Origin of the sequence: Devosia sp. Root413D1 (assembly GCF_001425235.1) — a bacterium.
Taxonomy (GTDB): Bacteria; Pseudomonadota; Alphaproteobacteria; order Rhizobiales; family Devosiaceae; genus Devosia_A.
The window spans coordinates 143,469-162,838 of record NZ_LMEA01000009.1; the positions used below are offsets into that span (position 1 = coordinate 143,469).

The following is a 19,370-nucleotide window of genomic DNA, read 5'->3' on the forward strand; positions in this document are numbered from 1 at the left end:
AACGTGGCCGACTCGGGCCGCGCGGAAGGTGCGATGACGGATAATGGTTGAACAGGCCCGGCAGCAGGCGACCCCCACCATCGACGATGTCGCGGCTCTCGCCGGGGTGTCCCGCGCCGTGGCGTCGCGCGCGCTCTCGTCCGAAAAGCGGCCGGTCTCGGCGGAAAAGCGCGAGCGGGTGCTGCAGGCGGCGGCCGAGCTCGGCTATCGCGTCAACCTCTTGGCGCAGAGCCTCACCACCAAGACGGTCAATCTGATCGCCGTGGTGGTCAACCACATCCACGACCTCTCGGACCTCGACCTGTTCGATCGGCTCTTGGCCGAGACCCAGGCGATCGGCAAGCAGGTGATCCTGATCCGCGTCGGCTCGGTCGACAAGGTCGAGGAGTTCCTGCGCCAGGGCGTCGCCTACCATGTCGACGCGGCGCTGGTGTTCTCTGATTTCGCAGATGCCGAGACGGTGCGGAAGATGTTCCGCTCTGATCTCGTGGTAATGCTCAATGGCCGGCACGACCGGCTGTCGCCGACGGTGATCCCCGACGAGGCGATGGGCATCCACCAGGCCGTCGCCGACGCGGCGCAGCACGGGGTAAAGACCGCGGCGCTGGTCACCGGCCGTGCCTCCTCGCTGGTCGAACAGGCGCGGATCGCGTCCTATCTCAGCGCTTTCAGTCAGCATGGCATCGAGCTCGTCCAGACCGTCCAGGGTGATTATTCCTATCAGAGCGGGCACGCCGCAGCGCCCGCGGTTGTCGGCTTCGATTGCCCCGATGCCGTGTTCTGCACCTCGGACGCCATGGCGATGGGCATTCTGGACGTCTGCCGCGAGGATTTCCCCGGCAACCGTCCGACCCGTTTCCGGCTCTACGGCTTCGACAACCTGTCGCTGACCGATTTTGATGCCTACCCGATCTCGTCCATCGGCTACGACAAGGCCGACTACGTGCGCCAGATGGTGCGCTTCCTCGCCGACCCCACGGCGTTCACGCCGGGCCAGCCACCGGTGCTGATCCCGACGCGGTTCGTGCCGCGGAAGACCAGCTAAGCTCGCAGTAGACCTCCATCCTCACCGGTGGTGGGGAAATATCGGTTGCCCACCACCACGCTTGAATACTGGCGAAGGTAGTGGAGGCGGCGGCTGCCACCACCACCCCCACAAATGGTTCCGGGCCGCCTTGGGGGACGGCCCGGCATTCGGCTGGAGCAGCGGCAAAGGGAGACCGGCGCCGCCCCGGCCAGTTCTTACCAGAGCGCGATCAGCTCGGGCGGATTGGCGGTCTCGCCCCACCACTTCTTGTAGTTCGCCGCGTAAGCGCCCGACTGGATGTAATCGGACACGAACATGTCGAGCCAGCGCACGAATTCCGGATCGCCCTTGGCGACGGCAATGCCGATCGGGTCGTTCGAATAGAGGCCCGGAAGGGTCACGAGGCTCGGGTTCTTGGTGGCGAGATAGTCGAGCAGCGACGAGTCTTCGATCGCCGCGTCGACGCGCTTCTGCTGCAGCTGCAGCACGCCATCGGGCGCGAACTGGTCGACATAGACCAGCTCGGCGGTCGGCACGGCGGTCTTGATGAAGGTCTCGCCGGTGGTGCCGCGGCCGACGACGATCTTCTTGCCGGCGAGGCCTTCGAGCGAAGTGATGCCCGAGTCGGCCTGGACGATGACGCGCAGGCCCGCGCGGTTATAGGGGATGGTGAAGTTCACCGACTTGGCGCGCTCGAGCGTCGCCGAGGTGTTGGCGACCACGATATCGAGCTGGCCCGAGACCAGCATCGAGATGCGGGCGTCACCCGACACGTCGGTGAATTCCACCGGCACGCCGAGCTTGGTGGCGATCATGTTGGCGACGTCGACGTCGTAGCCGACCGGGTTGTTCTGGTCGTCGCGGAAGCCGATCGGCTCGCCGCCGAGCGATACGCCGATGCGCACGACATTGCGGCCACGGATATCGTCGAGCATGCCGGCAAAGGCCGGGACGGCCGTGGTGGCGACGAGCGCCAGCGCGGCGATGGCAGTCAGAATACGCTTCATGGGTTGGTTCCTCTCCTTGTCAGATAGTCTTCGCTGCGCGGAGTTCTGCTTCCGGCATCGAGTCGTCCCAGAGCCAGTAGCGGATCTCGCCCTGGCACCTGAAATTGAACACTTCGTGGTTGCCCTTGGCGTCGACGGCGTGGATCACCACCCCGCCAAGGAACCCGTCGGTGAGTTCGCTGAGCTCGTCGACCGCGAGCTTGACCGCATCGCTGAGCGAATAACCGAGCTTCATGGCGAGGACGATGGTGCGGCTGGTGGCGCAGCGCATCGTCATCTCGCCGGTATGGGTACAGGCCGCGGCGCCGTAACGGCTGTCGGCATAAAAGCCGGCGCCGGGGATCGGGCTGTCGCCGAGCCGGCCCGGATATTTCCAGGCCCAGCCCGAGGTCGAGGTCGCGGCATGGATGCCACGCGCCGGGTCGGCGCTGAGATAGACCGTGGTGTCGCGCACCCGCTCCGGATCGGTGATGGTCTTGAGCAGCGGCGCCAGCGGGGTGTTGGGGAAAGCCGCCTTCTGCTCCGGCGTCATTTCCTGTTCGAGCCGCTCCCACCAGACCCGTTTACTATCCTCGAGCAGCACATCGTCGACTGAGAAACCGGTTTCAGTGGCAAAGCGACGAGCGCCCGCGCCGGTCAGCATGACATGCGGCAGTTGCTTCATCACCTCGTGGGCCAGCCGGGCTACCGGGATGGTGTCGGGCACTGCGCCGACGCTGCCGACTTCGCGCGTCGTGCCGTCCATCACCGCGGCATCGCACTCCATCACACCAAGCATATTGGGCCAGCCGCCATGGCCGACGCTGCGCACCTTGGTTTCGGCTTCGACTTTCGAAATGCCGGCGACCATGGCCGTCAGGCTGTCGCTGCCCGAGCGCAGCATCTCGATGGTCGTCGGGATGCCGGGCCAGCCTTCCGCATTGGCGATGAACAACATGGTGGTCAGTCTTTCCGCATCTTGGAGAGAAACTGCGCGACGCGCGGCTGTGCGAGGCCGCCATCGCTGGCGAAGAACTTTTCGGTCGGCAGGTCGACCAGCAGCACGCCCTTCTCGAGAAAGACGATGCGGTTCGAGATCTGCCGCGCGAACTCGATTTCGTGCGTCACGAACACCATGGTGGTGCCGTCCCGGGCGAGCTTGGCGAGGATGTCGAGCACTTCCGAGGTCATCTCGGGGTCGAGCGCGCTGGTGACCTCGTCGAGCAAGAGGTAGCGCGGCTTCATCGCCAGGGCGCGGCAGATGCCGACGCGCTGCCGCTGCCCGCCCGAGAGCTGCGCCGGATAGGCATCGGCCCGATCGCCGAGGCCCACCTGGGTGAGCAGGGCCCGGCCCTCGGCCTCGGCCTCTGCCTTGGGCCGTTTCAGCACCTCGATCGGCGCCAGCGTGATGTTCTGCAGCGCCGTCATGTGCGGGTAGAGGTTGAACAGCTGGAACACCGTGCCGCTGCGCTTGCGCGCCTCGGCCAGTTCCTTGGGCTTACTGACATCGAAATCGTCGACGGTGATCTTGCCGGCATTGAGCTTTTCGAGCCCGTTGATGCAGCGGATCAGCGTCGACTTGCCCGACCCGGATGACCCAAGGATCGACACCACTTCGCCGGGGTTCACCGTGAGGTTCACCCCGTCGAGGACGGTGACCGGGCCAAAGGCCTTCTTGACGTTTTCGACTTTCAGCATGCTTCAGAGGCCCCGGAAGGCGCTGTGCGCCCGCAGACGTTTTTCGGCCCAGGCGCCCAGCGAGGCGACCGCCTTGGCGGCGAGGTAGTAGAGGATGCCGACCGCGGTCCACACGATGAACGGCTTCAGCGTCCTCAAGTTGAGCGTGGCGCCGATCTTGGCGAGGTCGAGCACGCCGATCACCGAGATCAGCGAGGTGACCTGCAGCTGGTTGACCAGCAGCGCCGTCAGCGGTCCGATCGAGAAGGCGGCGGCCTGCGGCGCGATCACGTGGCGCAGTACCTGCCAGCGGCTGAGCCCGAACACCCGCGCCGCCTCGACCTGGTCGCGCCCGATCGATTCGATCGACGACACCGCGATGACGTAGACAAAGGCCGCGGTATTGGCCGAGAGCGTCACGATCGCCGCCTGCACCGGCGTCACGTTGACGTGGAAGAACGCCGGAAAGCCGAAGAACACCAGGAACAGCTGCACCAGCACCGGCGAGTTCTTCAGGATCTCCGAAACGAAGGTGACGAGCTGCATCAGCACCGGCACGCGGTAGAACCGCACGATGCCCCACAGCACGCCGACCGCGAGCCCGATCAGCGAGGTGACGAGGAACAGCCCCACAGTGACCCCGAGGCCCTGCAGCAGCAGCACGATATCGTAGGGGGTGAACTCGGCGAAACGCATCAGCTCACCTGTTCCTGGAGGTCGCGGTTGAGGCGGCGGTGCAGGAGGGTAATCCCCAGCGACACCAGGTAGGTCAGCGCCGCATAGACCACCAGCAGCACGACATAGACTTCGAACGGCCGGAAGGTATCGGAGGCGACGATCTTGGCCTGCCCGGTCAGCTCGTTGAGCGTGATGGTCGAGAGGATCGATGAGGTGAGGATCATGTTGATCAGCACCGAGCCGAGCGGCCGCACCGAGGTCCGCAGCGCAATCGGCAGCACGATGCGGGTGAAGGTGACGCGCTTCGAAAGCCCGCTGACCTCCGCTGCTTCGAGGATGCCGTTATCGATGGCGAGGATGCCGGCGCGGATCGCATCCGACGCATAGGCGCCGCCGGCGATCGACAGCGCCACCACACCGGTGGTGAAGGCGTCGATGTAAATGCCGATTTCGGGCAGGCCGTAATAGAAGAAGAACAGCTGCACGATGAACGGGATATTGCGGAACAGGTCGACATAGAGGAAAGCCAGCCGGCTGATCCACTTGCTCGACGAGGTGCGCGCGATGGCGACCAGCATGCCGAGGATGACGCTGCCCACCAGCGCCAGGGCGCAGGCTTCGAGCGTCAATAGCGCCCCCTCGGCCAGAAAGCCGAGATGTGGAATGAGAATGGTGAGATCGAGCCGCACGTGCCCTCCCGCCGAGTGAAACCGGTTTCACTTTATGTGACAGTTCGGCAATGTCAAGCAGGGTATCAGACCAGTCCGGCAGGTGTTCGGCCAGTGCGGAACCGAACACACGCCGCCGTGATCGGCATTGGATGTGAAGTGTGACCCCAATGCACTCGACAAGTGACCTCGCTTTTTGCTGGTAGACACCCTGATATTGCCACTCTTGTTGCGAGACCCGTTTTGACCACCCGCCGCCTGTTCCTGATCGGGGGCGCCGCCCTGGCGCTCAGTGCCTGTTCCTCCACCGGCAAGCGCGACCTCACCGCGCGAACCAACGTGATCCAGGTCGACGAGCCGTGGGCCAGCTACTATTCGATGAAGACCAACGAGCCGTTCCCGGTTCCTGGCATCGACATCCGCAAGATCCCGCAGCAGTTCTGGCGCCAGGAAGTCGATTATGCCGGCAACGAGAAGCCGGGCACCATCGTCGTCAACACCTCCGAGCGCTTCCTCTACCTGGTGCAGCCAGGTGGCCGCGCCATGCGCTACGGCGTCGGCGTCGGGCGTGAGGAGGGGCTCAACTTCCGCGGTTCGGCGGTGATCGCCCGCAAGGCCGAGTGGCCGCGCTGGACCCCCACCGCCAACATGATCAAGACCCAGCCCGAGCGTTACGGTCCGGTGGCCGCCGGCCTCGAGCCAGGGCTCAAGAACCCGCTCGGCCCGCGCGCCCTCTATCTCTATCGCAACGGCAAGGACACGCATTTCCGCCTGCATGGCACGCTCGAGCCCTACACCATCGGGCAGTCGGTTTCGTCGGGCTGCATCCGCCTGATCAACCAGGATATCATCGATCTCTATAGCCGCGTCTCCACCGGCACCCGGGTGATCGTCACCGGCTGATCGACCGGTCTGCTCCCGACGCGCCGCGTTGGGCCACCGAGTAAGCGAACCGACGCTGTGCAAGTCCCCCAAACTCGGTGTCATCCCAGCGAAAGCTGGGACCCAACTATCAGCTGGTGCTGGCGGTGAGATGGGTCCCTGCTTTCGCAGGGATGACCGCCGGTGGGTGGGGCGCGACCATAACTTAGCGCCCATGTGCTTTCGCGGGGATAACCCCGTGGGCAGGCCCGTCTGAAGTGCCACACCTCCCCATCCGGGCAGGGCGCTCCAGGACAGGGTGACAAATCCCGTTCCGCTCATCATTATGGCCCTCCCGGAATCAGCGGTGGGGATGTCCGTGGCATCAAAGGCCAATATCGATGCCTGGTTCGAGCGTATCGGCTTTGCCGGCTCGATCGCTCCCTCGCTGGAGACGCTGAGCCAATTGCATCAGCTGCATCCGGCGGCCATCCCTTACGAAAACCTCGATCCGCTGATGGGCGCGCCGGTCCGGCTCGACCTCGCCAACCTGCAGCAGAAGCTGCTGTTCGATCGTCGTGGTGGCTATTGCTTCGAGCACAACCTCCTGTTCAAGGCGATGCTCGAGGAGCTCGACTTCGAGGTGAAGATGCACGGCGCCCGCGTGCTGTGGGGCCTCGCCGAGGGCGAGGAGCCGCCATTGCGCCACCTGGTGCTGACAGTCGAAGTTGCCGGTGTCACCTATCTCGCCGATGTCGGTTTCGGCGGCCAGACCGCCACGGCGCCGCTCCGGCTGCGCGCCGACGCGCCCCAGGCCACCCCGCTCGACACCTACCGCCTGCTCGAAGCCGACGGCACCTGGCAGGTGGAGATCGAGATCGCCGGTGCGTGGCACGCGCTTTACAGCTTCGAGCGCACCGAACGCAGCATGGACGAGCTGGCCAGGCTGAACGATGAAGCCGACTCGTCGCCGTTCTTCACCCAGAACCTGCTGGTCGCCAAGGTCGAGAAGGCCCGGCGCGTCGCCCTGTTCAATAGGAAGCTCAACATCCACACCGTCGGCGCGCCGAGCGAGGGCCGGCTGATCAATTCGACCACCGAACTGCGCGAGCTGCTCACCGGCACCTTCGGTCTGCAGCTGCCCAATGATGAGCGGCTCGAACTGGCGCTGCAAAAGATCATCGAACGCGAGTCCGACTGATGGCGCCAGTCTATGTCGACCCCGACAAGGTGCTCGAATTCAAGGACGAGCAGGCCTTCTACGATTGGCTCAGCCAGCACCACGACAGCTGGGATGAAGTCTGGATCAAGATCCACAAGGTCGGCTCTGGCCTGCCCTCGATCACCGCCAAAGAGGCGATCGACGCCATCCTCTGCTGGGGCTGGATCGACGCGGTGCGCAAGGGCTTTGACGACAAGAGCTTCCTGCAGCGCTACACCCGCCGCGGCCGGAAAAGCATCTGGAGCAAGATCAACGTCGACAATGTCGCGCGGCTGGTCAAATCCGGCCGGATGACCGAGCACGGCATGAAGCATGTCGAGGCCGCCAAGGCCGACGGCCGCTGGGACAAGGCCTACGGCGCCGGCAAGGACATGAAGATCCCCGATGATCTCCAGGCGGCAATCGACGCCGAACCGGCGGCCAAAGAGATGCTCGGCCGGCTCAGCGAGCAGAACCGCTTCGCCATTGCTTTCCGCACCCACAACATGAAGACCGAGGCCGGGCGGAAAAAGAAGATCGAGAGCTTCGTCGAGATGCTGAAGCGCGGCGAGACCATCCATCCGCAGGGCAAGCAGAAGTGACCGTCTGGGTGGCGTTCCTGCGCGCCGTCAATGTCGGCAAGCGCCAGATGAAGATGGCGGAACTGCAGGCGCTCTGCGCCGAGCTCGGCTACACGGGCATCAAGACCATCCTCGCCAGCGGCAATGTGCGCTTCGAGTGTGGGCACGACCCCAAGGCGGAATTGGAAGCGGCGATCGAAAAACGCTGGGGCTGGTTTTCCGAGGCGGTAATGCGCTCGGGCCCCGAGATCGAGGCCATGCTGGCGGCAAAACCCTTCGCGGCCTATCCGGAGGCGGGGAACTTCCACCGCTACGTCATGCTGTTCGACAAGCCGTTGCCCGCGGGCGCGAGCTATACCGGCGTTCCCGAAAATTACGACGTGGTGCGGGTCGAGGCGCGCGAAATCTATCTCGTCGGCTACCGCCAGTCCGACGGTCGGCACGGTCCGGGGCTGGACAAGTTCGACCGGCAGTTGGAGAAGGGCGCGGTCGCTACCATGCGCAACTGGAACACCATCCCCAAGGTCCTCAATTGATCACTGTCCTCGGCTCCACCAATCTCGACCTGATCGGCACCGTCAGCCGCATCCCCAAGCCCGGCGAGACCGTGCCCGGGGACCAGTTCTCGATGGCGGCCGGCGGCAAGGGCGCCAACCAGGCGCTGGCCGCCCGTCGCGCTGGAGCCGAGGTCCGGATGTTCGCTGCCGCCGGCACCGACAGTTTCGCCGATGAAGCGCTGAAGCTGCTGCGCGCCGACGGTGTGGACCTCACCCACGTGCGCGTCGTCGAAGGCGCCACCGGCATCGCCATGATCTTCGTCGATGAGGCCGGCGAGAACGTCATCGCCATCCTCCCCGGCGCCAACGGCACCATGGGGCGGGCTGACGCCGATGCAGCGCTCGAGGGGCTGGGCATCGGCTCGGTGCTGATGCTGCAGCAGGAGATTCCGCAGGCCGCCACCGAGCGAGCGCTGGAGCTGGCCAAGGCCCAGGGCGTCGTCTCGATCCTCAACACCGCGCCGTTCCTGAAGACCACCAAGGCCGTGGCCGAACAGGCCTCGATCGTCATCGCCAACGAAACCGAGTTTGAACTCTTGACCGGCGCCGGCGTCGACCGGCTCGATGCCGCGATGACCGATTGGGCCAGATCGCAGAATCAGACGGTGATCGTCACCCTCGGCCCCGACGGCGCCCGCGCCGCCACCCCGACCGGCAGCTTCGCCGTTCCGGCAATGAAGGTCGATCCGGTCGACACCGTCGGCGCAGGCGACACCTTCTGCGGCTACCTGGCGGCAGGGCTGGATCGCGGCCTCGACCTCGAAGCCGCCATGCGCCGCGCCGCCGTGGCCGCCAGTCTTGCGGTGCTGAAGCCGGGCGCGCAACCGTCTGTGCCGTACCTGCGCGACGTCGAGGCGGCGCTGAAGTAGGGCGGCATGGAGCGGGTCTGGCTTGGGGGCAAGGTTGTTGAACTGATCCCCAGCATACATGCCGACGAGCGCGGCGCTCTCGCCGCCCTGGCGTTCGACCGGCATCGCTTTGCCGCGGTCAGGAGCTTCATCGTCGAGGCCCCGGATGGGGCCCGCCGGGGCGGCCACGGACATCACCGGGGCCGGCAGCTGCTGGTGCGGCTGTCCGGCAGCATCGACGTCGAGCTCCGCTATGGTGGAACCGTCGAGCGGCTGACCCTCGATGACAGGCTCCGTGCTGTTCTTGTCGAGCCGCCGGTCTGGGCCAGTCAGACCTATCGGGGCGAGCGCGCGAGCCTGCTGGTTCTGTGCGACACCGCCTACGATCCCGACGACTACTCCGAGGACCCCGTCTAGTGCCTCGTAAACGCATCGCCGTACTCGGCGCTGGTATTCTCGGCTCTAGCCTGGCGCTTTTGCTCGCCCGCCGTGGCCACGACGTGACCGTGTACGACAAGGAGAGTGAGCCGGTCGCCTGCGCCAGCCGCTGGAACGAAGGTAAGATCCACCTGGGATATCTGTACGGGGCAGATGACAGTCTCAGGACGGCCCGGCACATCCTCCCCGGCAGCCTCAGCTTCGGGCGCGTGCTGTCCGAGCTGCTGGAGGCCGACCTCAGGCCGCACACTACCTCCAGAGATGACATCTACCTCGTACATCGCAACTCGGTCGTCGACGCCGCCACCCTGGAGCGGACCTTCGGCCGGATCGACGACCTGCTGCACGAGCACCCGGGGGCGCGGAACTACCTGGTCGATGTCTCGGCGGCACGGAGCCGGAAGCTCTCGCCGGCCAAATGGGGCGAGATCAGCACCTCAGACGAGGTGGTTGCCGGATACGAAGTTCCCGAACGCTCGATCAACACGCAGTGGGTCGCCGGGAGCCTGGCCGCGGCGCTGCGCAGCCAACCCCGCGTCACGTTGCGGCTGGAGACGACGATCACCGAGGCAAAGCCCGTGGCCGGCGTCGATGGGAAATGGCAGGTGGCTACCAACGATGGGGCGCGGGAGCAGTTTGACGTGGTGGTCAATGCGCTGTGGGAAGGTCGCCTTGCCGTGGACCTGACTGCGGGCATCACGCCCGAGCCGGGATGGTCGCACCGCTTCCGCTATTGCCTCTTCATTCGCACCAAACGACCGGTTGCGTTGCGAAGCGCCCTCATCACCGTCGGAGGTTTTGGCGACGTCAAAAACTACAATGGACGCGACTTCTACATGTCCTGGTACCCGGTCGGCATGGTCAGGCAGGGCAGCGGCATCACCCTCGAGCGACCCGAAGCGCTGGACGCGGCGGCTACAGAACGATTCGCCGACGCCGTACGAGCTCGGCTGGGGACCCTGCTCCCAGGGACCGAGGCGGTTTTCGAGGCGGCCGAGGACATCAAGGTCCGGGGCGGCTTCGTCTTCGCCCAGGCCAGGGGATCGGTCGACGACCCCGCGGCGAGCATCCATCGGCGCGACCGTTTCGGCGTGCAGCGCGAAGGCAGCTACTATTCCGTCGACACCGGCAAGTACTCTACTGCACCGTGGATGGCCGAGCAGCTGGCCGCCGAGATTTCGGGAGGGTAGCGGCCGTGCTGGACCAATCCTTGCCGCCGGTCGCGCCCTGGCAGCCGAAGGTGACCGCGCTGGTCCCCTGCTACAACTCCGCCGCCTTCGTCACCCGGGCGCTCGATAGTCTCGCCGCCCAGACCTGGCCGAACCTCGAGATCCTGATCGGTGAGGATTGCTCGACCGACAATACCTTCGACATCGTCACCGCCTTTGCGGCGACCCGCGGCGATGTGCGCGTCCTGCGGCGCAGTGAAAATCTCGGCTGGCTGCGCAACGCCAACGACCTGATGGCCAACGCCACCGGCGAGCTGATGTTCTTCGCCTTCCACGACGATGCGGTCGAGCCGAGCTATGTCGAAAAGCTCGTCGCGGCGCTGCGCGACAACCCCGGCGCGGTGCTGGCCTATACCGATATGCAGCTGTTCCAGCCGGATGGGTCGGGCGAGATCAAGGTGTTCGACGCCCTTGCCGCCACCCACACACCATTGGCGCGCGGCCTGGTGATGGGCGGCCTCGTGACCGACTGGTGGCTGCCTAATCGCGGACTGTTCCGCTCCTGGGCCTTCGCACGGGCCGGTGGGATCAAACCCAATGCCGAAGGTGAGTTCTCGGCCGACTGGACCTGGCTCCTGCATCTGTCGCTGCTCGGCGATTTCGTCCGCGTGCCCGAAACGCTCTGCCGAAAATACTTCCAGAAAACCAGCCTCAGCCGGAACTGGGCCTTCAGCCCCGCGCAGCGCCGCGCCCTGCGCCAGGCTGGCATGCGCGAGGTGTGGAACAGCCGGCTCGACCTGCCACGCCGCGCCGTCCTGGCCGTCTATATCGGGCTGAACCTGGCGCGGCTGGGCGTGCTGTGGCGCCGGGTCACCGCACCAACTGGCCGCTAGAGCGCTTTCAGGAAAAAGCCTGTCCCGCGAAGGCGGAGCATGCAGACTTTCCTCCTCGAAAGCGCGACCAAATCAAAGACCTGGAGCATTTCATCGATTCAACGAAACGGTGAAAATGCTCTAGTCCAGCTTCACTCGCTGTTCGTAGGCCCTGAGCATCGGTTCGAGGTGATCCTCGAACAGCAGCCCCGGCTTTTCCTCGAGCGCCATCGGGTAGGCGGCTTCGGCGGCGAGCGACAGGCCGAGGAAGGCGATCAGGCCTTCCGCCGCACCGGGGGCGGCGAAGCGGTAGTGGCCGGTTTCCAGCCGTTGCAGCAGCGCTTTCTTCGAGGCGATCATCTTCTCGGTGACGCCGATGCCGTTGCTCATCGAGCTCGAGAGCTTGACGTAGTCGTGCTGTGGCGTGCCGAGGTGGTGAACGGTTCCGGCGGTGCGCCAGAGCTGCATCAGCAGCTCCAGGTCGGTCATGTTGGTGAGTTCGAGATCGTAGCGCGCGTCGCAGCGCCGGCGGTCCCAGACGATCATCGAGTCCATCGACAAGTTGACGAACTTGTAGGCGCCGGGGGTCAGCACCCGGTCCTCGCCGTCACCGACGAAACGCAGGTGCGTGTAGCCGTCATCCATCACCTCGAGCGCCGAAGCAACGATCGGGTGCTCGGCCAGCGCCGCGACGGCCAGCTCGAGCTTCCGCGGTTTCAGCCGGTCGTCGGCATCGAGGATGGCCACATAGGGGGCGCTGATGCGGTCGAGCGCCAGGTTGCGGGCCCGCGACGCACCGGCGCCGACCCGGCCGGAGCTGAGGAAATGGAAGCGCTCGTCGACGAGACCGGCACGGCCGAGCAGCTCTTCGTAGTCCTCGCCGTCATCGGTGACGATCCAGGCCTCCCAGTCCGCATGAGTCTGCTGGAGGACGCTGCGAACCGCCTGTTCAATCAGGCTCTCGGCCTTGTAGGCGGGGATCACCACCGCCACCGTGCTGTCGGTCAAAGTCATGCTCCCCGCCGGGGCGGCGGTCTTGATTGGGAAGGGTCCCAGACCCATATCACGGGCATGGAACGGCGCCACTGAAACTCGGGCCGCTCCACACCGTTGCTTGGAACAAGGACGATACGGATGTCGCGCGTCTCCATGTTTTCGGCGCCCTTCCTGCTCGGCTTCGACGCGTTCGAGGAACGCATCGATCGGTTGAGCAAAGCCGCCGATGGCTACCCGCCTTACAATATCGAGCGCTCGCTCGATAACGAGGGCGCGGAGACCTTTCTGATTTCCATCGCTGTCGCGGGGTTCGGCCTGGCCGACCTCGAGGTGACGGTGGAGGATAACCAGCTGCTGATCCGCGGCCGGCAGAAAGACGACGCCAGCCGGCAGTACCTGCATCGCGGCATCGCCGCGCGGCAGTTCCAGCGAAACTTCCTCCTCGCCGACGGCATGGTGGTCAAAGACGCGATGTTACGGAACGGCATGCTGATGCTCGCAGTTGTTCGTCCGAGAGCCGAAAAGATCGCCCGCCGTATCGAGATCCGTTCTGCCTAGAAAGGGGAACATGAAGTGCAAGAGAACAGAGAACACCCCATCGACAATCCCCTGCGGAACCTGACCCCGGCCCAGTTCATGGCGCTCGGCGGCAATGCAGTGGTCTACGTCAAGCACGTCAAGGGCGCGGACATGGGTCCGATCCTGCCCGACAGCGAATTCAACGAGGACTCCGACTTCCACATCGTGGTCTCGGCCGACGGCTCGCCGTTGATGGTCGGCGACAGCGAGGAAGCGGTCGAGGAATGGCTGAGCGACAAGTCGTTCGGCATCGTGACGCTGCACTGAACCTGAGCCCCTCTGCTTCCCTCCCTCGCGGCGCTACCGCGTCCGCTAGGAGGGGAGGGATTGAGGGAGGGGGTGATCCTGCGATCACCGATGGACCCCCACCCCTCCCCTCGAGGGAGGGGAGCCGAAAGCAGTTTCAGCTCAGTCGCCGAGGCTGGTGAGGTCGACCTTGTTGACGCTCACCATCTTGGTTTTGCGCACGAAGCCGTAGAGCACGTCAGGCTGCGAGCGGTCCCAGGCAATGCCCTGGCCGGCAATGGCCAATGGCACGGTGCCAATCCAGCTCAGCGTCGAACCGATCTTGGGTAGCTGCATCACATAGGCTTCGGCCGGATCGTGACCGCTGAGATAGAGGTTGCCGTCCGGGCCCCACGAGCCGCCCGAGTTCGACATGTCGTCGAACTTTTCCACCACCGCATCCGGAATCACATAGGCCGCGGCCACCTGCCAGTCGGGGGTGAAGCGCACCACCTGCGTATTGTATTTGTTGCCATAGGCGACGGGGCTCTTGTCGAACACCCGGTTGTAGTTGGCAAAGCCGCCCCACCAGCTGCCGTCGGCCGCCCGATCCACCCAGGTAAACGAGCCGATCTGAATGCCGAAGCTGTGGCTCTCGAGGTGGTCGAGCGTCGCCGCGTCGAAAATCTCCAGCGACGAGGTCATCGGCCATACCGGGTAGTTGGAATGGGCGACATAGATCTTGCCGTCGACCACCGTGGCGCTGTCGAAATGGCTGGCGCCGATATCCTCGTAGTCGCGGCTGAGCACCAGCTGCTTGCTGTCCTTGGCGTATTTGGCGATCGAGGTGTTGTCGATGGCGTAGAAATGCTCGGCGTCGACGCCGATCGCCTGGTTGATCTCGGGAATCTCGAAGCTGTCGAGCACGCTCGAGGTCATCGCCACCGGCTCGGCGGCGAGGCTGAGCGTAACAACGACAGGGGCAACACAATTGACGGCGACAACAAGCGTTGCCGCCAGCGACAATCTGGCAAACATCACATTCTCCTGAACGGCCTGGGGTGGCGCACTTAAGGCGGCGCGACCGCGGAAGACGCTAGGCGTGCTCGGTGAAGCTGGTGTGACGGGGCGGGCTTCCCTACCCCTTGTGGGCAGGGCAATCGCATATGGGAAGCGCCGGATGAGGGATGCTGCAAAACTCGGCAGCTCCCCACGCCCCCCTCTCTGGCGAAAACTAAGGACTTAGCTGCGCTAAGCCCAAGTTTTCGCTTTCTCCCCCGCCAAGGGGGAGAGTCCAGACGGATACTCAGGAGCAAGTGGAAGGCACTGATCATCTCCCCCTTGGCGGGGGAGAAAGCAAAATCTTAGGTTTAGCCGTTTGGCTAAGCCTTAGATTTTGCAAGAGAGGGGGCCTGGAGGGCACAATGGTTCGGCCATATGCGATCGCCTGCCTCAAGGGGGAGGGGGTCGCGGGGAGCCCTCCGGACTCAGGCCGCCCGCGTAGCTTCTAGCGGCTGGGTCAGGATGCCGTAGAGTTCGCCGGCATCGTCGGCGCGACGCAGCCGCGCGACGACTGAATCGGTGCGCAGGATCCGCGCCACCCGAGCCAGTGCCTTGAGATGGTCGGCGCCCGCGCCCATCGGCGCGAGCAGCAGCATGACGAGGTCGACCGGCTGGTCGTCGACCGACTCGAACTCCACCGGCTGTTCCAGCTTGGCGAACAGGGCCGTCACCGACCCCAGCCCGGCAAACTTGCCGTGCGGAATGGCGATGCCATTGCCGAGCCCGGTCGAGCCCAGCTGTTCGCGATCGTTCACCGCTTCGAAGATGGTCGCTGCGTCCTGCCCGGTAATCTCTGCGGCCCGCTCGGAGAGCCTGTGCAGCACGTCCAGCTTGGTCTTGATCTCAGAGCAAACAATCACGGACTCCTCCGAGAGGATGTCAGCCAATTCCATCAAGAAGTTCCCATCGTGGATGCGGAAAGAGCAAGCTTTTCCGGAGCCCTAGTTCGGCCTGAGGGCCGGATCGATCCAGCCAATATTGCCGTCGGCGCGGCGGTAGACCACATTTAGGCCACCATGTCCAGCATGCCGGAATACGACCACTTCCGCCTGGGTCAAATCAAGCTGCATCACCGCTTCGCCCACAGACATCTGCCTCAGGCTCGAGGTCGCCTCGGCGATCACCGGCGGCGAGTAGTCCTCCAGCAGCTCGTCATCCTCGCTGGGCGCGGCGAGCACGTAGGATGGCGCCTCCTCGTCAGTGCCATTGGCATGGCGGCGGTGCGCCTTGAGCTTGCGGTTGTAGCGCCTGAGGCGCTTCTCGATGGTGTCAGCCATGCCCTGGTAGGCCGACATGGCGTCGCCGCCATAGGAGCTCGACTGCAGCACGGCGCCGGAATCGAGGTGCACCATGCACTGGGCGTTGAACCCCGAGCCTTCCGGTTCGAGGGTGAGGTGGCCGGTGTAGTTGCCGTCGAAGTACTTCTTCACCACCGTGTCGAAATGGCCCTGCGCCCTGATACGCAGCGCATCGCCGACATCCATGTTCTTTCCTGAGACGCGCAGTGTCATGGAGGTCCTCTCTCGCTAGAGCGCTTTCAGGAAAAGTTCTGAGACTTTTCCGGTTCGAAAGCGCGACCAAATCAAAGCCTGAGCATTTCAACGCTTCAGCAAACGGTGAAATGCTCGTGTAGCCGGCCGGAGCGGCCGCCACCATGAGATGTGGTCACCCCGGTGAGGGGAGTCTAGACCGACCCCTCCCAAGGGGCAATGCGCGGAACCCGATTGGGTTCAAATGCGAGGTGTCGACAGCGGCAGTGCCGACGCGCTATCGTCCCGCCGCGACCAAAGCGCGCTTCTGGCGGCGCCGGATCACCGAGGAGGGGATGTTCATCCCCTCGCGGTATTTCGCCACGGTGCGGCGCGCCACTTCGATCCCGCGTTCCTTCTGCAGCATCTCGGCGATGGTGTCGTCGGAGAGGATATCGGCCGGCTGCTCGGCATCGATGATCTGCTTGATGCGGTGGCGCACTGCCTCGGCGGAATGGTCGCCCTCGCCGGTCGATGAGCCGAGCGCCGTGGTGAAAAAGTACTTCATCTCGAACAGCCCGCGCGGCGTCGACACGTATTTGTTCGAGGTGACCCGGCTTACCGTCGACTCGTGCATCTCGATGGCGTCGGCAACCGCCTTCAGCGTCATTGGCCGCAGATGCGTGATGCCGTGGACGAGAAAGCCGTCCTGCTGTTTGACGATCTCGGCGGTGACCTTGAGGATGGTCTGCGCCCGCTGGTCGAGGCTTTTGGCCAGCCAGTTGGCGGTGGCGAGACAATCGGTCAGGAAGCTCTTTTCCGTGGTGTCGCGGGTCTTCTTGGTCACCGAGGCATAATAGGTGCGGTTGACCAGCACCCGCGGCAGCACGTCGGCATTGAGCTCGATCTGCCACTCGCCGCCGGGCCCCGGCCGCACGAACACATCCGGCACCACCGATTCCACCGGCCCTGCCTCGAAGGCGCGCCCAGGCCTGGGGTCGAGCTGGCGCAGCTCGGCCAGCATGTCGAGCAAATCCTCGCGGTCGGCGCTCACGGCGCGGGCGAGGGCGGCGAGGTCGTGCTGAGCCACCAGCTCGAGATTGTCGAGCAGCCGCAGCATCAGCGGATCGAGCCTGTCCTTCTCGCGCAGTTGCAGCGCCAGGCACTCGCGCACATCCCGGGCGAACACCCCAACCGGGTCGCACCCCTGCAGCTTCAACAGCACCGCTTCGATGGTTTCGACGGGGGCGCCGAGCTGCTCGGCGACGGTTTCGAGCTCGACCGCGAGGTAGCCCGCCTCGCTGAGGCTGTCGATCAGGAACTGCGCGATCAGCCGTTCCGCCGGATCGGCGGTGATCAGCCCGGCCTGCGCGGCAAGGTGGTCGGAGAGCGTCGGTCGCGCGGCGACGAACTGGTCGATATCGGCCGCCTCGCCGTCACCGCCGCTCCGCTCGTTCCACTGTGTCGAGTCGGTCAGCCGCTCCGGCGCCGACTGGTCGGGGAAGACGTTCTCGACTTCGGTATCGTAGCCATTGGCGATCGAGTCCGCCGACTGGATGCGATCGGAATAGTCGACCGTATCCTCGGCAGCGTTCAGTTCGGCCGGGCGCTCCGGCGCTTCCGCCGCCTCGTCGGCCGGTTCCGCCCCGTCCTCGCGCTCGAGCAGCGGATTGCGCAGCAACTCCGCCTCGACGAAGCTGTTGAGCTCGAGGTGGCTGAGTTGCAGCAGCCGGATCGACTGCATGAGTTGCGGCGTGAGCGTCAGGCCCTGGCTCTGACGAACCTCAAGCCGTGGCGACAAGGCCATGCGCGCGTTTCCACGTAAGAGAGGCTTCCAACGCCATCCATGCATGATTGGCGAGGTAAGGGCAAGAACCGTGCCAAGAGTGGCCAAACGCATTTCCTGCCTTCCGGTTGTATCCGAGCCGGCGGTAGTCGATGGTGAGCCATAAGGAGAGTCCGGTGCCACTCAAGATAGTCAGACGGCTGCTGCCGGATTGGGGCACGACCTATGGACCGCCGGGTGAAGGACCATTTCCGGTTGTCCTCCTGCTCCACGGTTCGGAGGGCCCGTGGTCGGGCTGGAGCCACCGCAACGCCGTGATCCTCGCCGCGCATGGGTTCCTCGCCTTCCCCTTCGGCTACTCTAAGGGTGGCAATGCCTGGAACGCCGGCAACATCATCGATGTGCCGCTCGACCGCACCGTCGAGGCACTGGCGGCGCTGCGCGGCTTCGCTCCGGCCGGGCCGCGGCTTGGCCTCTATGGCGTCTCGCGCGGTGCCGAGCACGCCCTGCTGCTTGCCGCGCTGATGGCGCGTGACGGGGACCGGGGCATGCCCGACGCCATTGCCGCCCACAGCCCGCCCGATGTGATCTGCGGCAGCTTCGACAGCCGTTCATGGCGCGACGCCGGTGATCCCGGCTGGCAGCCTTGGGATCCGGGCCACCGTGCCTGGAGCTGGAAGGGCTCGTCGGACGGGCTGCTGCCGACCACGCCGATCGAGATCGAGCGCTACCCCGGGCCGCTGTTCCTCAGCCACGGCACCGCCGACCGGGTATGGTCGGTGGAGATGACGCGGCGTCTGGCCGACCGTCTGCATCGCCACGGCCGCAGCCCGGAAGTGCATCTCTACGAAGGCCAGGATCACCTGCCGGGTAGCGACGCTGAGAACGAACACCACGAGCACCTGATCGACTTCTTCGAGCGAAACCTCGCTTGACCAGTCAGACCTCGAACGTATCGCCCAGATACACGCGCCGCGCCTCGGGGTCGGCGGCGATCACCTCGGGCTTGCCCTGGATCATCACATGGCCCTCGTGGATCACATAGGCGCGGTCGACTAGCGACAACGTCTCGCGCACCGAATGGTCGGTGATCAGCACCCCGATGCCGCGGCGGGTGAGGTGCCTGACCAGCATCTTGACTTCGCTGACCGCGATCGGGTCGACGCCGGCGAACGGCTCGTCGAGCAACATGAACAGGGGGTCGGTGGCGACCGCCCGGGCGATTTCGACGCGCCGTCGCTCGCCACCCGACAGCGCCAGCGCATTGGATTTGGCGATATGGGCGATACCGAACTCCGCCAGTAATTCATTGAGCCGCACTAGCCGGTCGGCTTTCCTCGGTACGTGCCCCTCGAGCACTGCGAGGATGTTGCCCTCGACGCTGAGGCCGCGAAAGATCGAGCTTTCCTGCGGCAGGTAGCCGATGCCGAGCCGCCCGCGCTGGAACAGCGGCAGGTTGGTGATCGGTCGTCCGTCGACCAGGATCTTGCCCTTGTCCGGCTTCACCAGCCCCATGATCATGGTGAAGACGGTCGTCTTGCCGGCGCCGTTCGGCCCAAGCAGGCCAACCGCCTCGCCGCGCCGCACCGCGAGGCTGACATTCTCGACCACCGTGCGCTTGCCGAAACTCTTGTTGAGCCCGTGCGCCACCAGCCAGCCGGATTGGTCGACCGGGGTCCTGGTCGTCACT

At 65.1% G+C, this 19,370-nt stretch carries 23 protein-coding genes; 12 read left to right on the forward strand and 11 right to left on the reverse strand.

Features of this window, described 5'->3' with window-relative positions; genetic code table 11:
- Positions 1-43 precede the first annotated feature (43 nt).
- Complete coding sequence (locus ASC89_RS12740; protein ID WP_055873013.1) at positions 44-1,045, forward strand: LacI family DNA-binding transcriptional regulator; 1,002 nt, start codon at positions 44-46, stop codon at positions 1,043-1,045.
- A gap of 197 nt (positions 1,046-1,242) precedes the next feature.
- On the opposite strand, the gene ASC89_RS12745 is transcribed toward ASC89_RS12740, so the two are convergent.
- From ASC89_RS12745 to ASC89_RS12765, 5 genes are read right to left on the reverse strand one after another with little or no spacing between them, the layout of a single operon-like run.
- The gene (locus tag ASC89_RS12745) at positions 1,243-2,034 is read right to left on the reverse strand and encodes a transporter substrate-binding domain-containing protein (protein WP_055873010.1); all 792 of its coding nucleotides are present in this window, start codon (positions 2,032-2,034) and stop codon (positions 1,243-1,245) included.
- Positions 2,035-2,053: 19 nt separating this feature from the next.
- Positions 2,054-2,971 carry a N(4)-(beta-N-acetylglucosaminyl)-L-asparaginase gene (locus tag ASC89_RS12750; protein ID WP_055998358.1) on the reverse strand — a complete coding sequence of 306 codons (918 nt, stop codon included), beginning with the start codon at positions 2,969-2,971 and terminating at the stop codon, positions 2,054-2,056.
- Between the two features lie 5 nt (positions 2,972-2,976).
- Positions 2,977-3,711 (reverse strand): amino acid ABC transporter ATP-binding protein, encoded by a 735-nt coding sequence (locus tag ASC89_RS12755; RefSeq protein ID WP_055873003.1) that lies wholly within the window; start codon positions 3,709-3,711, stop codon positions 2,977-2,979.
- 3 nt (positions 3,712-3,714) lie between these two features.
- Positions 3,715-4,386 carry an amino acid ABC transporter permease gene (locus ASC89_RS12760; RefSeq protein ID WP_055873000.1) on the reverse strand — a complete coding sequence of 224 codons (672 nt, stop codon included), beginning with the start codon at positions 4,384-4,386 and terminating at the stop codon, positions 3,715-3,717.
- Positions 4,386-5,057, reverse strand: coding sequence for an amino acid ABC transporter permease (locus ASC89_RS12765; protein ID WP_055872996.1), 672 nt, complete (start codon positions 5,055-5,057; stop codon positions 4,386-4,388). Before ASC89_RS12765 ends, ASC89_RS12760 begins: the two co-directional genes overlap by 1 nt.
- Before the next feature lie 222 nt (positions 5,058-5,279).
- Between ASC89_RS12765 and ASC89_RS12770 the strand changes: the two genes are divergently transcribed.
- The 8 genes from ASC89_RS12770 (at position 5,280) to ASC89_RS28700 (ending at position 11,584) form a co-directional block, all read left to right on the forward strand.
- Complete coding sequence (locus ASC89_RS12770) at positions 5,280-5,939, forward strand: L,D-transpeptidase (protein WP_082533349.1); 660 nt, start codon at positions 5,280-5,282, stop codon at positions 5,937-5,939.
- A gap of 331 nt (positions 5,940-6,270) precedes the next feature.
- Entirely contained in the window at positions 6,271-7,098 is an 828-nt protein-coding gene (locus tag ASC89_RS12775) for an arylamine N-acetyltransferase (RefSeq protein WP_055998361.1), read from the forward strand.
- A complete protein-coding gene (locus tag ASC89_RS12780) occupies positions 7,098-7,700 on the forward strand; it encodes a YdeI family protein (protein WP_055872991.1) in 603 nt (200 codons plus the stop codon). The genes ASC89_RS12775 and ASC89_RS12780 overlap by 1 nt, the downstream gene beginning before the upstream one ends.
- A complete protein-coding gene (locus ASC89_RS12785; protein WP_055998364.1) occupies positions 7,697-8,215 on the forward strand; it encodes a DUF1697 domain-containing protein in 519 nt (172 codons plus the stop codon). The genes ASC89_RS12780 and ASC89_RS12785 overlap by 4 nt, the downstream gene beginning before the upstream one ends.
- Positions 8,212-9,105: a ribokinase gene (locus ASC89_RS12790; RefSeq protein ID WP_055998367.1), complete on the forward strand. Its 894-nt coding sequence runs from the start codon at positions 8,212-8,214 to the stop codon at positions 9,103-9,105. The genes ASC89_RS12785 and ASC89_RS12790 overlap by 4 nt, the downstream gene beginning before the upstream one ends.
- Before the next feature lie 6 nt (positions 9,106-9,111).
- On the forward strand, positions 9,112-9,501 hold the full coding sequence (locus ASC89_RS12795; RefSeq protein WP_055998370.1) for an FdtA/QdtA family cupin domain-containing protein: 390 nt from the start codon (positions 9,112-9,114) through the stop codon (positions 9,499-9,501).
- The gene (locus ASC89_RS12800) at positions 9,501-10,712 is read left to right on the forward strand and encodes an FAD-dependent oxidoreductase (protein WP_055998373.1); all 1,212 of its coding nucleotides are present in this window, start codon (positions 9,501-9,503) and stop codon (positions 10,710-10,712) included. The genes ASC89_RS12795 and ASC89_RS12800 overlap by 1 nt, the downstream gene beginning before the upstream one ends.
- Positions 10,713-10,717: 5 nt before the next feature.
- Positions 10,718-11,584, forward strand: coding sequence for a glycosyltransferase family 2 protein (locus tag ASC89_RS28700; protein ID WP_055998376.1), 867 nt, complete (start codon positions 10,718-10,720; stop codon positions 11,582-11,584).
- A gap of 120 nt (positions 11,585-11,704) precedes the next feature.
- Here the strand turns inward: ASC89_RS28700 and ASC89_RS12810 are convergent, their stop codons facing one another.
- Entirely contained in the window at positions 11,705-12,577 is an 873-nt protein-coding gene (locus ASC89_RS12810; RefSeq protein ID WP_162247940.1) for a glycosyltransferase family A protein, read from the reverse strand.
- Positions 12,578-12,697: 120 nt separating this feature from the next.
- On the opposite strand from ASC89_RS12810, the gene ASC89_RS12815 reads away from it, so the two are divergent.
- A complete protein-coding gene (locus tag ASC89_RS12815) occupies positions 12,698-13,117 on the forward strand; it encodes an Hsp20 family protein (protein ID WP_055872972.1) in 420 nt (139 codons plus the stop codon).
- A gap of 15 nt (positions 13,118-13,132) precedes the next feature.
- Positions 13,133-13,405, forward strand: a complete 273-nt coding sequence (locus ASC89_RS12820; protein WP_055872969.1) for a DUF1150 family protein — start codon at positions 13,133-13,135, stop codon at positions 13,403-13,405.
- 141 nt (positions 13,406-13,546) lie between these two features.
- Here the strand turns inward: ASC89_RS12820 and ASC89_RS12825 are convergent, their stop codons facing one another.
- From ASC89_RS12825 to rpoN, 4 genes are all read right to left on the reverse strand, one after another.
- Positions 13,547-14,401 (reverse strand): cycloisomerase, encoded by an 855-nt coding sequence (locus tag ASC89_RS12825; protein ID WP_082533353.1) that lies wholly within the window; start codon positions 14,399-14,401, stop codon positions 13,547-13,549.
- A gap of 449 nt (positions 14,402-14,850) precedes the next feature.
- Complete coding sequence (locus ASC89_RS12830) at positions 14,851-15,318, reverse strand: PTS sugar transporter subunit IIA (RefSeq protein WP_055872961.1); 468 nt, start codon at positions 15,316-15,318, stop codon at positions 14,851-14,853.
- Positions 15,319-15,366: 48 nt separating this feature from the next.
- The gene (locus tag ASC89_RS12835; protein WP_082527780.1) at positions 15,367-15,936 is read right to left on the reverse strand and encodes an HPF/RaiA family ribosome-associated protein; all 570 of its coding nucleotides are present in this window, start codon (positions 15,934-15,936) and stop codon (positions 15,367-15,369) included.
- Positions 15,937-16,192: 256 nt separating this feature from the next.
- Positions 16,193-17,701 carry an RNA polymerase factor sigma-54 gene (rpoN, locus tag ASC89_RS12840; protein WP_055998382.1) on the reverse strand — a complete coding sequence of 503 codons (1,509 nt, stop codon included), beginning with the start codon at positions 17,699-17,701 and terminating at the stop codon, positions 16,193-16,195.
- 155 nt (positions 17,702-17,856) lie between these two features.
- Here rpoN and ASC89_RS12845 point away from each other — a divergent pair, with 155 nt between their 5' ends.
- Positions 17,857-18,615 carry a S9 family peptidase gene (locus ASC89_RS12845; protein ID WP_055998385.1) on the forward strand — a complete coding sequence of 253 codons (759 nt, stop codon included), beginning with the start codon at positions 17,857-17,859 and terminating at the stop codon, positions 18,613-18,615.
- Positions 18,616-18,619: 4 nt separating this feature from the next.
- On the opposite strand, the gene lptB is transcribed toward ASC89_RS12845, so the two are convergent.
- Positions 18,620-19,369, reverse strand: coding sequence for an LPS export ABC transporter ATP-binding protein (gene lptB, locus ASC89_RS12850; protein WP_407065067.1), 750 nt, complete (start codon positions 19,367-19,369; stop codon positions 18,620-18,622).
- Between the last annotated feature and the right edge of the window lies 1 nt (position 19,370).

Coding starts and splice junctions, on each gene's coding strand:
- ASC89_RS12825 (WP_082533353.1), bottom strand. CDS start 14,401: ATGTTTGCCAGATTGTCGCTGGCGGCAACGCTTGTTGTCGCCGTCAAT.
- ASC89_RS12815 (WP_055872972.1), top strand. CDS start 12,698: ATGTCGCGCGTCTCCATGTTTTCGGCGCCCTTCCTGCTCGGCTTCGAC.
- ASC89_RS12755 (WP_055873003.1), bottom strand. CDS start 3,711: ATGCTGAAAGTCGAAAACGTCAAGAAGGCCTTTGGCCCGGTCACCGTC.
- ASC89_RS12760 (WP_055873000.1), bottom strand. CDS start 4,386: ATGCGTTTCGCCGAGTTCACCCCCTACGATATCGTGCTGCTGCTGCAG.
- ASC89_RS12810 (WP_162247940.1), bottom strand. CDS start 12,577: ATGACTTTGACCGACAGCACGGTGGCGGTGGTGATCCCCGCCTACAAG.
- ASC89_RS12740 (WP_055873013.1), top strand. CDS start 44: ATGGTTGAACAGGCCCGGCAGCAGGCGACCCCCACCATCGACGATGTC.
- ASC89_RS12830 (WP_055872961.1), bottom strand. CDS start 15,318: ATGGAATTGGCTGACATCCTCTCGGAGGAGTCCGTGATTGTTTGCTCT.
- rpoN (WP_055998382.1), bottom strand. CDS start 17,701: ATGGCCTTGTCGCCACGGCTTGAGGTTCGTCAGAGCCAGGGCCTGACG.
- ASC89_RS12780 (WP_055872991.1), top strand. CDS start 7,098: ATGGCGCCAGTCTATGTCGACCCCGACAAGGTGCTCGAATTCAAGGAC.
- ASC89_RS12745 (WP_055873010.1), bottom strand. CDS start 2,034: ATGAAGCGTATTCTGACTGCCATCGCCGCGCTGGCGCTCGTCGCCACC.
- ASC89_RS12835 (WP_082527780.1), bottom strand. CDS start 15,936: ATGACACTGCGCGTCTCAGGAAAGAACATGGATGTCGGCGATGCGCTG.
- ASC89_RS12775 (WP_055998361.1), top strand. CDS start 6,271: ATGTCCGTGGCATCAAAGGCCAATATCGATGCCTGGTTCGAGCGTATC.
- ASC89_RS12795 (WP_055998370.1), top strand. CDS start 9,112: ATGGAGCGGGTCTGGCTTGGGGGCAAGGTTGTTGAACTGATCCCCAGC.
- ASC89_RS12750 (WP_055998358.1), bottom strand. CDS start 2,971: ATGTTGTTCATCGCCAATGCGGAAGGCTGGCCCGGCATCCCGACGACC.